General features: G+C 65.1%; 9 protein-coding genes. 3 read left to right on the forward strand and 6 right to left on the reverse strand.

What is annotated here, in order from left to right:
- The first annotated feature begins 197 nt into the window (after positions 1 to 197).
- Positions 198 to 1,712 carry an acetyl-CoA acetyltransferase gene (locus tag GGD66_RS17700; RefSeq protein ID WP_183258496.1) on the forward strand — a complete coding sequence of 505 codons (1,515 nt, stop codon included), beginning with the start codon at positions 198 to 200 and terminating at the stop codon, positions 1,710 to 1,712.
- Between the two features lie 116 nt (positions 1,713 to 1,828).
- Here the strand turns inward: GGD66_RS17700 and GGD66_RS17705 are convergent, their stop codons facing one another.
- The 6 genes from GGD66_RS17705 to ltnD all read right to left on the reverse strand — a co-directional run bounded on the left by GGD66_RS17705 (position 1,829) and on the right by ltnD (position 11,327).
- Positions 1,829 to 3,031 (reverse strand): efflux RND transporter periplasmic adaptor subunit, encoded by a 1,203-nt coding sequence (locus GGD66_RS17705; protein WP_018315630.1) that lies wholly within the window; start codon positions 3,029 to 3,031, stop codon positions 1,829 to 1,831.
- Positions 3,018 to 6,197 carry an efflux RND transporter permease subunit gene (locus GGD66_RS17710; RefSeq protein ID WP_183258497.1) on the reverse strand — a complete coding sequence of 1,060 codons (3,180 nt, stop codon included), beginning with the start codon at positions 6,195 to 6,197 and terminating at the stop codon, positions 3,018 to 3,020. The genes GGD66_RS17705 and GGD66_RS17710 overlap by 14 nt, the downstream gene beginning before the upstream one ends.
- Before the next feature lie 284 nt (positions 6,198 to 6,481).
- Complete coding sequence (locus tag GGD66_RS17715; protein WP_183258498.1) at positions 6,482 to 8,173, reverse strand: methyl-accepting chemotaxis protein; 1,692 nt, start codon at positions 8,171 to 8,173, stop codon at positions 6,482 to 6,484.
- A gap of 168 nt (positions 8,174 to 8,341) precedes the next feature.
- Positions 8,342 to 9,616: a 3-oxo-tetronate kinase gene (gene otnK, locus GGD66_RS17720; RefSeq protein WP_092259487.1), complete on the reverse strand. Its 1,275-nt coding sequence runs from the start codon at positions 9,614 to 9,616 to the stop codon at positions 8,342 to 8,344.
- Positions 9,613 to 10,395, reverse strand: coding sequence for a 2-oxo-tetronate isomerase (gene otnI / locus GGD66_RS17725; protein WP_091953525.1), 783 nt, complete (start codon positions 10,393 to 10,395; stop codon positions 9,613 to 9,615). Before otnI ends, otnK begins: the two co-directional genes overlap by 4 nt.
- A 14-nt stretch (positions 10,396 to 10,409) precedes the next feature.
- Entirely contained in the window at positions 10,410 to 11,327 is a 918-nt protein-coding gene (ltnD, locus tag GGD66_RS17730; protein ID WP_092259490.1) for an L-threonate dehydrogenase, read from the reverse strand.
- A gap of 104 nt (positions 11,328 to 11,431) precedes the next feature.
- Here ltnD and GGD66_RS17735 point away from each other — a divergent pair, with 104 nt between their 5' ends.
- Together GGD66_RS17735 and GGD66_RS17740 are read left to right on the forward strand one after the other, a co-directional pair.
- Positions 11,432 to 12,118: an aldolase gene (locus GGD66_RS17735; protein WP_177237244.1), complete on the forward strand. Its 687-nt coding sequence runs from the start codon at positions 11,432 to 11,434 to the stop codon at positions 12,116 to 12,118.
- Between the two features lie 235 nt (positions 12,119 to 12,353).
- A complete protein-coding gene (locus GGD66_RS17740) occupies positions 12,354 to 12,755 on the forward strand; it encodes a hypothetical protein (RefSeq protein ID WP_018315622.1) in 402 nt (133 codons plus the stop codon).
- Positions 12,756 to 12,764: the final 9 nt, after the last annotated feature.

Consider the following 12,764-nt stretch of genomic DNA (forward strand, 5'->3'; position numbering starts at 1 on the left):
ATCCTTCGAGGCTCCACCGACGGCGCGTTGCGCCGCCGGCCTCGCATCTCCAGCGACAATGGCTTCGCCATTGCGCGGGGATGACGCTTCCTCCGTAGCCGTCACCCTGAGGTGCGAGCCGCGTGGTGCGAAGCGCCGCGCAGCGAGCCTCGAAGGGCGACGGCGTGCCAAGAATCTGAAACGTGAAGCAAGAAGAAATGACCAATTCCCCTACCTCCGAAGACCGCATCCCCGTCATCGTCGGCATCGGCGAGATTGTCGATCGCCCGAAAGACATCACTGACGGCCTCGAGCCGCTCGACCTGCTGGAGCAGGCACTGCGGCGCGCGGAAACAGATGCCGGCGCAAAGTTGCTCGGCGAGGTGCAGTCGCTCGACGTCGTCAACTTCCTGAGCTGGCGCTACCGCGATCCGGAGCAGCTGTTGGCGCAGCGCCTCGGCATCACGCCGGCGCATTGCTATTACGGCCCGGTCGGCGGCGAGAGCCCGATCCGCTACATCCACGAAGCCGCCAAGCGCATCGCACGCGGCGAATGCACCGTGGCCGCGGTCTGCGGTGCCGAGGCGCAGTCGACTGCAACCAAGGCGGAGCGCGCTGGCGCCAAATTGCCGTGGACGCCGTTCGCCCATGATGTCGAGGAGCCCAAGCGCGGCGCGGCATTCCAGAAGCCGCTGGCGGTGAAGCTCGGCGTGTTTCGCCCCGTCACCGTCTATCCGTTCTACGAAGCCGCCTCCTCCGCGCATTGGGGCCAGACGCCGCACGAGGCCATGGCGGAATCCGGCACGCTGTGGTCGCGCTATTCGGAAGCCGCCGCGCAAAATCCCAATGCCTGGCTGAAGCGGCGTTATGCGCCCGAGGAGATCACGACGCCGACCGCGGACAACCGGCTGATCGCGTGGCCCTACAACAAGCTGATGATCGCCAACCCCAGCGTCAACATGGGCGGTGCGCTGCTGCTCACCAGCCTCGCCAAGGCGCTTGCGCTCGGCATCGCGGAAGACAGGCTGGTCTATCCGCTCGGCGGCGCCTCGGCGGAGGAGCCACGCGACTATCTGTTGCGCGACCAGTTCTACGAGAGCCATCCGCAGAACGCGGTGCTGAACGCGGTGATGGACCTTGCCGGCGGCGACGCCAAGAACTTCGACGCCATCGAGCTCTATAGCTGCTTCCCCTGCGTACCCAAGATGGCGCGGCGAACGCTTGGCCTTGGCGCCGACGTGCAACCGACCGTAACCGGCGGCCTCACCTTCTTCGGCGCGCCGCTCAACACCTACATGACGCATGCGGCCTGCGCGATGGTGCGGCGTGTGCGCGAGGGCGCAAAACTTGGCCTGCTCTACGGCCAGGGCGGTTTCGTCACCAAGCATCACGCGCTGGTGGTGGCGAAGGCGGGGCCGCGCCAGGCGCTGGCGCAGGAGACGAGTGTGCAGGGCGAGGCCGACCGCAACAAGCGCGCGGTGCCGGAGTTCGTCACGGAGGCCTTGGGCAAGGGCAAGGTCGAGAGCTTCACGGTGCTCTACGGCCGCGGCGGCAAGGTCGAGCATGGCGTGGTGATGCTGCGGACGGAAGATGACAGGCGCACGCTGGCGCGAATTCCGGCGAGTGATAGCGCGACATTGGGACACTTGCTCGACATGGACCGCACGCCGGTTGGCTCGCTCGGCGAGATCGCAATGGCGGCGGATGGCGTGCCGGAGTGGAAGGTTTCGTAGGGTGGGCAAGGCGGAGCGTGCCCACCGTCTTCATCTGATCAGGAAAGATTGGTGGGCACGGCGCAAGAGCGCCTTTGCCCACCCTACGAGAGCTGCGTCCGGGGCACGAGGCCGCCCTACCCCTTCGGCGCCTGCTTCTCCGACGCGGTCGTCGGCTTGCCCTTCGCACCCGCACCGACGACACGCACTGCATCGCCGTCCGACAACCCGTCCGGCGGTGCCGTGATGACGCGGTCGTCCGCGGTGATCCCCGAGGCCAGCTCGATCTCGCGGCCGAGATCGCGGGCGATGGTCACGGGTTTGAACAGAACCTTGTCGTCCGCACCGACGGTGGCAACGCGCAGGCCGCTGCTGTTGAAGATCAGCGCGCTGGCGGGGATGCTGAGCGGCGCGGAATCGCGCTGGAGGTTGAGCTTCACGCTGGCATAGCCGCCGGGCATCAGCTCGCCTGAGGAATTGTCGAGCCCGAGCTGCATGCGCGTGGTGCCGGAGGCGACGTCGACGGCCTGCGAGGACGCCTCCACCGTCGCCTGGAAAGTCCGGTTCGGATACTCAGGCAGCGTGATCGTCGCCTTGGCGCCGATCTTGATCGCCGGCACGTAATTCTGGGGCACGTTGACGTAGACGCGCAGCTTGGTGATGTCGGAGATCACGAACATCGCCGGGCCCGAGCCGCCACCGGCATTGATCAACGCGCCGACATCGGTGTCGCGCGCGGTGACGACGCCGTCGAACGGCGCGGTGATCTTCTTGTAGCCGGCCAGCGCTTCCAGCCGCTCGACATTGGCCTTGCCCGAATTGACGGCGGCATTCTTGTTGGAGAGATCGGCGGTGCGCTCGTCGATCTCCTGCGCGGAGACGAAGTTGGAGGCGACCAGCGTCTTGCGCCGGTTCAGCGTTGCTTCCGACAGCCTGGCGCTGGCCTGCTGGCTGGCGAGGTCGGCTCTCGCCTGGAGCAGTTGCTGATCGAGGTCCGGCGCCTCGATCTCGGCGATCACCTGCCCGGCCTTGACGCGGGCGCCGATGTCAGCGCTCCAGCTCTTCAGATAGCCCGACACGCGCGCGAAGATCGGCGCGCGATAATAGGCTTCCAGCCGGCCCGGCAGATCGATGGTGGCGTTGAGCGCCTTGGCGCTGGGCTGCGCCACCGCGACGCTGGGAACGGCCTGATCGTCGGTCCATTCCTTCAGCCTGGAGCCCTGCTCCTCGCGCGCGCGGATGCCGGTGCCGACGACGAGGCCGGCCGCGATCAGCGCCACCACGCCGAAGATGCCCAGTTTCCGGTGCGAAACCGGGGAGCGGGGGTCAGTGGGCGACATGCGGGGTCTCCAATGGGGCGGCGGCTTTGGCGCCTTGCTTTTTGTGGACCATACTGAACACCACGGGAACGAACATCAGCGTGGCGAAGGTTGCAAAGATCAGGCCGCCGATCACGGCGCGGCCGAGCGGCGCGTTCTGCTCGCCGCCCTCACCCAGCCCCAGCGCCATCGGCGCCATGCCGATGATCATGGCGAGCGCGGTCATCAGCACCGGGCGGAACCGGACGAAGCCGGCTTCGAGCGCCGCGGCGACGGGATCGCCCAGCTCCTCGTAGCGCTCGCGTGCGAAGGAGATCACCAGCACGCTGTTGGCGGTCGCAACGCCCATGCACATGATGGCGCCGGTGAGCGCCGGGACCGACAGCGTGGTCCCGGTCGCGAACAGCATCCAGACGATGCCGGCGAGCGCGGCCGGCAGCGCCGTGATGATTACGAACGGATCGGACCAGGACTGGAAGTTCACCACGATCAGGAAATAGATCAGCACGACGGCGCCGAGCAGGCCGAACAACAGGCCGGTGAAGGCGCTGTTCATGGTCTGCACCTGTCCGAGCAGCACCACGGAGGAACCCTTCGGCACCTCCTTGGCGGTCTCGGCAATCACCTTGCGGATATCGGCGGAGACCGCGCCGAGATCGCGGCCCGAGGTCGTCGCAAAGATCTGCACCATCGACTGGATGTCGTATTGCGAGACAACCGCGCTCGAGCTCGAACGCTTGATGTCGGCGATGCCGCCGAGGATTGGCGACTGCGCATTGCCGGCCGCGGTGATCGGCAGCGTCTGCAGCGCGCTCAGCGAATCGATCTGGTACTGCGGCGTCTGCATCACGATCGAGTAGGACACGCCGTTCTCGGGGTTGAGATAGTAGGTCGGCGCCACCTGCGAGGAGCCGGCGAGATTGACCACGAGGCTGTTGGTGACGTCGCGCTCGGTCAGGCCGACATATTGCGCGCGGGTGCGGTCGACATCGATGTTGAAGGTCGGAGCGTTCGGCGATTGCTGGATGCGCGCATCTGCAACGCCGGGGATCCTGCGGACTTTTGCCAGCAGATTGTTGGCGTAAGCGAAATTGGCACTGAGATTGGCGCCGCGGATCTGGAGATCGATCGGCGCCGGCGCGCCGAAATTCAGGATCTGGCTGACGATGTCTGCAGGGAGGAACGCGAAGCTGACGCCGGGGAACAGCCGCGGCAATTGCTCGCGCAGCACGCGCACGTGTTCTTCGGTCGGCTTGTGGCCCTCCTTTAGCTTGATCTGGATGTCGCCGTCCTGCGGGCCGATCACGCCGGTGTTGTTGTAGGTCATGTTGATTCCGGAGATCGGCATGCCGATGTTGTCGGTCATGGTCTCGATTTCGCCGGGGATCAGCTTGCGGACCGCCTTCTGCACGTCGGCGAGCTGGTTGGCGGTCTCCTCGACGCGGGTGCCGACCTGGGTGCGGACATGCATCAGGATGTTGCCGGCGTCGACCGCGGGAAAGAAATTGCGGCCGAGGAACGGCACCAGCGCGAAGGAGGCGCCGACGACACAGAGGAAGCCGATCACGAACACCGCGCGGTGCGCCAGCGCCAGCCCGAGGAAGCCATGGTAGCCGCCGCGGATGCGCTCGAACCGTGCCTCGAAGCCACGCTGGAACCAGACAAAAGGATTGCGCGATTTCGGCGGCCCGCCTTCGTGATGGACATGCGCCTGCAGCAGATAGTTTGCCATGGTCGGCACCAGCGTGCGCGACAGGATGAACGACCAGATCATCGCGAACATCACGGCTTCCGCCATCGGGACGAACAGGAAGCGCGCGACGCCCGAGAGGAAGAACATCGGCACGAACACGATGCAGATGCAGAGCAGCGACACGAAGGCCGGCGTCACGATCTGGTTGGCGCCGTCGAGGATCGACTGCTCGACCGGCTTGCCCTGCTCCAGATGGTAATTGATGTTCTCGATCGTGACGGTGGCGTCGTCGACGAGGATGCCGACGGCGAGCGCGAGCCCGCCGAGCGTCATGATATTGAGCGTCTCGCCGATCGCTGACAGCATGATGATGGCGCCCAGCACCGACAGCGGGATCGACACCGCGATGATGATGGTCGAGCGCCAGCTGCCGAGGAACAATAGGATCATGACGCTGGTGAGCAGCGCCGCGATCACGCCCTCGACCGCGACGCCCTGAATCGCGCCGCGCACGAACACCGACTGGTCGCCGATGAAGCCGATCTTGAGCGCGTCCGGGAGCTGGTCCTTGACCTCGATCACCTTTTGCTTGATGCCGGCGATGATATCGAGCGTCGAGGTCGCGCCCGCCTTCAGCACCATCATCAGCACCGAGCGGTTGCCGTCGACATGGACGATGTTGGTCTGAGGCGGATTGCCGTCGCGCACGGTGGCGACGTCGCGCACATAGACCATGGCGCCGTTGACCGTCTTGATCGGGAGGTTACCGAGCTCGTCGATCCTGAGCGGCGAGTTGTTGAGCTGGATGTTGTACTCGAACTGGCCGATCTTCTGGGTGCCGACCGGCGTGATCAGGTTCTGCGCGGCGAGCGCATTGGCGACGTCCTGGCCGGACAGGCCGCGGGCCTGCAGCGCGGTGGGATCGAGGTCGATCTGGACCTGGCGCTGCTTGCCGCCGAACGGGTACGGGATCGCCGCGCCGGGCACGGTGACCAGCGGCGTGCGGAGCTGATTGATGCCGATGTCGGCGAGGTTCTGCTCGGTGAGCCCGTCGCCCGACAGCGCCACCTGGATGATCGGGACGGTGGAGGCCGAGTAGTTCAGGATCAAGGGCGGCGTCGCGCCTGGTGGCATCTGCTTGATCAGCGTCTGCGAGATCGCGGTGACTTGCGCGTTGGCGGTACGGATGTCGACGTTGGGCTGGAAGAAGATCTTGATGATACCAAAGCCGTTATAGGAATTGGCGGTGATGTGCTCGATGTCGTTGACCGTGGTCGTCAGCGCACGCTGGAACGGCGTCGTGATGCGGCCGGACATCTGGTCGGGCGGCAGGCCGGTGTACTGCCAGACCACGCCGATCACGGGAATGCGGATGTCCGGAAAGATGTCGGTCGGGGTCCGGAGCGCCGCGAGCGGTCCGATGATCAGCAGCAGGAGTGCCAGCACGACGAACGTATAGGGCCGGCTCAGGGCAATACGGACCAGAGCAATCATGCGCCAGGCAAATCCGGGTCAAGCGAGGATACGGAATCTGCCCCCACGGCGATCCCCATTTCCCTTTACCCGAGCACCGCCGGAAACGCTAATAACCAGAACTATCCTGCATTCACTTCCCTGCTACCGCACTGCGAAATCGACATCGCAGCTATGCGGCGGCCTGTCTCAGGCGGCGCGGACGGAGTTCAGGAACTTGCCGATTTCGATGATGCCACAGGTCAAACAAAACGAGCGGCGCCTTTGGCGCCGCTCGTCGTTCGATAAACAGGTCGCACGAGGATTTATGCGGCGCGGACGTTGGTCAGGAACTTGCTGACCTCATTCTTCAGCCGCCCCGAATCGTTCGACAGCATTTGCGCCGCCGACAGCACCTGCGAGGAGGCCGTGCCGGTCTCGGTCGCACCGCGTTGCACGTCGGTGATGTTGGAGGAGACCTGCTGGGTGCCCTGCGCGGCCTGCTGCACATTGCGGGCGATCTCCTGCGTCGCTGCGCCCTGCTCTTCCACCGCCGCTGCAATCGCCGACGAGATCTCCGAGAGGCGCTCGATGGTCGAGGAGATTTCCTTGATAGCGCCGACGGAGTCGTTGGTCGCCGCCTGGATGCCGGAGATCTGCTGACCGATCTCGCCGGTCGCCTTAGCGGTCTGCTCGGCGAGCGCCTTCACCTCGGAGGCCACCACGGCGAAACCGCGGCCAGCTTCACCGGCACGTGCTGCTTCGATGGTCGCGTTCAGCGCCAGCAGATTGGTCTGGCCGGCGATGGTGTTGATCAGCTCGACGACATCGCCGATGCGGGACGCCGCCTTGGACAACTCGCTGACGCGCTCGGTGGTGGCGCGCGCCTGGCCGACGGCATCGCCCGCCATCCGAGCCGATTCCTGCACCTGACGGCTGATCTCGCCGACCGACGAAGCCATCTCCTCGGTCGCCGAAGCCACCGACTGCACGTTGGTCGAGGCTTCCTCCGAAGCGCCGGCGACCGTGGTCGCCAGCCGCTGGGAACGGTCGGCGGTCGAAGTCAGCGTCGAGGCGGAGGCCTCTAACTGGGTCGAGGCCGACGACACGGTCTGGACGATCTCGCCGATCATGGTTTCGAATTCGCGGGTGATGTTGTCGACGCGGCGGCCGCGCTCGATCTTGGCTTCGGCATCCGCGGCCGCAGCCTCGCCGGCGGCCTTCTTGGCGATCAGCGCCTCCTTGAAGATCTGAAGCACGTCGGCCATGGCGCCGATCTCGGTCTTATCGCCCCGGTGCGGGACTTCGGCGGACAAGTCGCCCCTGCCCAGCGCCTGCATCGGCTCGATGATCGAGTTGATGCCCTTCGAGACGTCCTGGACGAGATAGAAGCCGACGCCGATGCCGATAATGACGGCGGCGCCGAGAATGACCGAGACCAGCATGAAAGCATAGGAGTAGCTGTCCGCAGCATCCTGAGCCGCCTGATCGCCCCCCTTGGTGTTGAGCTCGATGTCCTTCATCAGGACCTCATCCGACGCAAGACCGATCTTGTTGACGGTCTTGGTATTCAGCTCCTGCGCTTCGTGCGGGACCTTGCCGGCCTCCTTGCGCGAGAGCGCCATCACCTCCTCGGTGCCCTTCTTGTAGTCGTCCCAGAGTTTTGACCACTGGTTGTAGAGCGCCCGCTCCTCCGGCGAGGTGATCATTGCCTCATACCGGCCGCGGATCTTGGCCAGCGCTTCGATCACCGTCACACCCGTCTTCTCGTTGGCGAGCTTCTCGTCCAGCGTTTCAGACAGCATGTGCTGGCGGACCACGTTGCGATAGGTAATGACGCTCGCCCGAAGTTCGCCGAGCACCCGCACACTGGGCATCCAGTTCGTGGTGATGTCGGTGGTGTTGGCGTTCATCGACCGCATTTTCATGACGGCCAGGAGACCCATGCCGGCCATTGCGACAAGCAGGAACGCCACGACACTGATGATCTTGGCGCGGATGGAAATGGTGGCGAGCATAATCGGGTCTCTTTGTGCTGGCGCGGTGCGCGTCCGGAAGTTTTACGAATCAACCAAAGGGAGCGGCACCAACATCCAACACCAGAGCACCTGCGCAGATGTTAACTACGACTCCGTACGAGTACGGAGCCTTAAAGAGATGAACACGTCGCTAAAAATGCTCTGCGCTCAGCGCATGAGCCTAAGCGCATCGGAGAAAAATTCAGCGCCGCCGAAGTTTCCGGACTTCAGAGCGAGCAGCATGTCGGCTTGCGCGCCCACCGCATGCAGCACCGGGACACCTGCCGCGATTTCTACTCCCACGAGAAATCCGGGAATCTTCAACCGATCGACCACGGCACCGGAGGTCTCGCCGCCGGCAACGATCAGTCGCCGCACCCCTGATTTTACAAGGCTCTCCGCGATGTCGGCCATGGTCTGCTCGATCGCATGGCCGGCTGCGTCGCGGCCGTGCCGCGCCTGCAGCGCGGCGACCTGATCGGGCGTCGCGCTCGAGACGATCAGCACCGGACCTTCCGCAAGCCGCGGCCTCGCCCAGTCCAACGCACGCTGTGCTTCGCCGGCCCCCGTAATGATACGGTCAGGATCGAGATGAAGCACCGGCATGACGCGCTCGGCGTTGGCGATCTGCTGAAGCGTCGCCTGAGAGCAGCTTCCGGCGAGGCAGGCCGCCGGTCCACCGACGGCAGCGCCGGTCTCGCCGTTCGCCCTGGCCGATTTGACTTTACCCGTCGACACCAGCGCACGCGCGAGCCCGAGGCCGATGCCGGAGGCGCCGACCGACAGCCGGTGTTCGGCGGCAACGAGGCCGATGGTCTCGAGGTCGCGGTCGAAGACCGCGTCGATGATGGCAGCGCCGATGCCCTTGTCCGCCAGCTCGGCCAGCCGTGCCCGCACGGCGTCTGCGCCGCGGGTGACGGTGGCGAGGTCGACGAGACCGATCTGCGTCCCGCTCTGGCGCGCCAGCACGCGCACCAGGTTGGAATCGTGCATCGGGTTGAGCGGATGGTCCTTCAGCGGGCTCTCGTTGAGCGGCACGGCGCCGACGAAAAGGTTGCCCTGGTAGACGGTGCGGCCGGTCTCCGGGAAGGCTGGCGTCACCAGCACGGCACCTTCGCCGCTATCGGCACGCAGCGCGTCCATCACCGGACCGATATTGCCTGAAACGGTGGAATCGAAGGTCGAGCAGATCTTGAACAGCACGTGGCCGGCGCCGCGGCCGCGCAGCCACTGATCCGCCGCACGCGAACGCGACACGGCAAGGCCGGCCTCGATCGAGCGGCTCTTCAGCGACACCACGACGGCATCGACCTCGGGCAGTGCGAGATCGTCCGCGGGCACGCCGATGGTCTGCACGGTGCGCAGGCCTGCGCGTGTCAGCGTGTTGGCGAGATCGGAAGCGCCGGTGTAGTCGTCGGCGATGCAGCCCAACGCAAGTGTCACGGCTTCACTCCTGCATAAGGCTTGAACCAGGCAAGGCCATCGGTGGTCTTGCCGCGCGGATTGTACTCGCAGCCGACGAAGCCGGCATAGCCGAGCCGGTCGAGCTCTTCGAACAGGAACGGATAGTTCAGCTCCTCCCCGTCAGGCTCGTTGCGCGAGGGGATGCTGGCGATCTGGATATGGCCGATGATCGGCATCATCTCGCGCAGCCGCATCGTGACGTCGCCATGGATGATCTGGCAGTGATAGATGTCGAACTGGAGCTTGAGGTTCGGAAGCCTCAGCTCCTGGATCAGATCGCGCGCGAAGCCGAAATCGTTGAGAAAGTAGCCGGGCACGTTGCGCGCATTGATCGGCTCGAGCACGATGTCGATGCCGTGCGGGGCGAAGAACTCCGCAGCCCATGCCACCGATTTGTAGAACGCCTCGATCGCGACGCGCTCGCCGCGGTTGGCGATGCCGGCCATCAGGTGCAGGCGCTTGACGCCGGTCGCCTTGGCGTAGGGCAGCGCCGTCTCCAGGCCCGCCTTGAGATCGGAGAAGCGCGAGGGGAGCGCCGCAAAGCCCTTCTCGCCGGCGTTCCAGTCGCCCGGCGGCAGGTTGAACAGCGCCTGGGTCAGGCCGTTGCGCTTGAGGCGCTCGCCGACCGCCTCGGCGGGATGCTCATAGGGAAAGAGAAACTCGACCGCAGTGAAGCCGGCTGAAGCGGCGGCATCGAAGCGATCGAGGAACGGCACCTCGGTGAACATCATCGAGAGATTGGCGGCGAAACGGGGCATTGGAGTCCTCTTCGTTACTTGTCGCCGGGCAGCTTGACGCCGGTGACCTGCGCATACATCCGCGCCACCGAGGCGTCGTCGTCCCGGCCCATGCCGGCGGCTGATGTCATCAGAAACATCTGGAGTGCGGCAGCGGAGACCGGCACCGGGAACCTGGCACTGCGCGCCATGTCCTGGATGATGCCGAGATCTTTCACGAAAATCTCGACCGCGCTGCGCGGTGTGTAGTCGCCGTCCAGCACGTGCGGCATGCGGTTCTCGAACATCCAGGAATTGCCGGCCGAGGCCGTGATCACCTCGTAGACCTTGCGGATGTCGAGGCCCTGCTTGGCGGCGAATGCCATCGCCTCCGAGGCGGCGGCGATGTGCACGCCGGCGAGCAGCTGGTTGATCATCTTGAAGGCAGCGCCCTGGCCAGCGGCATCGCCGAGCTCGTAGAGCTTCGCGGCCATGGCATCGAGCGCGGGCCGTGCCTTCGCGAACGCTGTGGGGCTGCCGGAGGCGAGGATCGTCAGCTCGCCTTGCGCGGCGCGCTGCGCTCCGCCGGAAATCGGAGCATCCAGATAATGCCGGCCGGTTGCCTCCAGCTGCTTGGCAAGACGTCGCGCCACGTCCGGGTCCATCGTGGCGGAGGATACGAAGACGCTGCCTTCGGGCATGGTCTCGGCGGCCCCATCCTTGCCGAACAGGACGGCTTCCGTCTGCGCGGCATTGACGACGACGCTGACGACGATGTCCGCGCCCTTGGCCGCCTCGGCCGGCGTTTTGGCACCCGCACCGCCATCCTTCACGAAACGCGCCACCGCCTCGGCCGAAACGTCGTAGCCGGTGACGGCGTGACCGGCGCGCTTCAGCGAGGTCGCCATGCCAAACCCCATCGAGCCGAGCCCGATGACCGCGATGCGCTGATTTTGTGACGTGGAGGCGGACATGCAACTAACCCTTGCGAACGTTTCCCGGACGGCCGGCTTTTGCGGCGGCTCGGCGAACCGATATCACGGCTTGGCCGCGCTGCCAAAGCGTGAGACAAGCGGACATGACGGCCATGAGAACCGACACGAGCAACGAGACGAGGCTGCGCGAGGATATCTGCCGGTTCGGCCGGTCCCTGTTCGAGCGTGGTCTGACGCCGGGCTCCTCCGGCAATATCAGCGTCAGGCTCGATGGCGGCGGCTGGCTGGTGACGCCGACCAACGCCTCGCTCGGCTTTCTCGATCCCGCAAAACTGTCACGGCTGGACGACCAGGGACGGTTGGTATCGGGCGATGCGCCGACCAAGGAGGTTCCGCTCCATACCGCGCTCTACGACACGCGCGGCAGTGCGCGCGCGATCGTGCATCTGCACTCCACCCATTCGGTCGCGCTCTCGATGCTGCCCGAGATCGACCCGCGCGCCGCGCTGCCGCCGATGACGGCCTATTATCTGATGAAATGCGGCGCCACCGCGCTCGTGCCGTACTACCGCCCCGGCGATCCCGCGGTCGCCGACGCGATCAAGGGACTGGCGGGGAAATATTCATCGGTGCTGCTCGCCAATCACGGCCCGGTGGTTGCCGGCGACACGCTGGAAGCGGCGGTGTTCGCCACGGAGGAGCTGGAGGAGACGGCGAAGCTGTACCTGCTGCTGCGCGGGATGAACCCGCGCTATCTGTCGCCGGAACAGGTGGCCGATCTGGTGAAGGTGTTCGGGGTGACGCTGCCGGAGCATGGGCACGGCGATTGAGCCCCGCTCTAACCTCGTCATAACGCAGCGAGGCAAGAATCCCTCCGCGGAAAGACTCTGGATTGCTTTGCTACGCTCGCAATGACGCGGGGTGTGGCGACGGAGTAGCCCACATGAGCGGAGCGATATGCGGGACCTGCGGACCGGAATTGATTTGCATTGCCGGGATCGCGAGCACATGATCCCCCTGTAATTGACTGAAGGAGTTGTTTCATCGATCGCTGGGAGAATTGTCATGGATTTCAAAGTATCCTGCGCCTTCCTCTCTGCCGCCTGCTTTATTGTCTTGTCACTTTCCGCAAACGCCCAGACGTCCGGGCGCGGCGGCGTCCCCGATCTCAAGGTCGAGGCCAACTGCAAGGCAACTCAGGAGATCGACAAGTCGCTGACCGAGCCGCAGTCCTACGAGGCCTGCATGAGCGACGAGCAGACCGCACAGCAACAGCTCGGGTCCATCTGGACGACAACGCCGGAGACAATTCGCATCCAATGCTACACCGAGGCCTCCGCCGGTGGCATCGAAAGCTATGTCGACCTGCTCTCATGCATTCAGATGAATGGCTTCGGGCAACCTTCGGCACCAGCGCCGACGCTGCGTGGCGCAAGCAAGAACCGGAACAAGAAACAATCAGGATAGGGATCGTAG

The organism is Bradyrhizobium sp. CIR48, from assembly GCF_014198315.1.
In the GTDB taxonomy this organism is placed as follows: Bacteria; Pseudomonadota; Alphaproteobacteria; order Rhizobiales; family Xanthobacteraceae; genus Bradyrhizobium.

What these genes read in the sequence shown, in the direction of transcription:
- GGD66_RS17700 (WP_183258496.1), top strand. Translation starts at nt 198, where the DNA reads ATGACCAATTCCCCTACCTCCGAAGACCGCATCCCCGTCATCGTCGGC.
- GGD66_RS17705 (WP_018315630.1), bottom strand. Translation starts at nt 3,031, where the DNA reads ATGTCGCCCACTGACCCCCGCTCCCCGGTTTCGCACCGGAAACTGGGC.
- GGD66_RS17710 (WP_183258497.1), bottom strand. Translation starts at nt 6,197, where the DNA reads ATGATTGCTCTGGTCCGTATTGCCCTGAGCCGGCCCTATACGTTCGTC.
- GGD66_RS17715 (WP_183258498.1), bottom strand. Translation starts at nt 8,173, where the DNA reads ATGCTCGCCACCATTTCCATCCGCGCCAAGATCATCAGTGTCGTGGCG.
- otnI (WP_091953525.1), bottom strand. Translation starts at nt 10,395, where the DNA reads ATGCCCCGTTTCGCCGCCAATCTCTCGATGATGTTCACCGAGGTGCCG.
- ltnD (WP_092259490.1), bottom strand. Translation starts at nt 11,327, where the DNA reads ATGTCCGCCTCCACGTCACAAAATCAGCGCATCGCGGTCATCGGGCTC.
- GGD66_RS17735 (WP_177237244.1), top strand. Translation starts at nt 11,432, where the DNA reads ATGACGGCCATGAGAACCGACACGAGCAACGAGACGAGGCTGCGCGAG.
- GGD66_RS17740 (WP_018315622.1), top strand. Translation starts at nt 12,354, where the DNA reads ATGGATTTCAAAGTATCCTGCGCCTTCCTCTCTGCCGCCTGCTTTATT.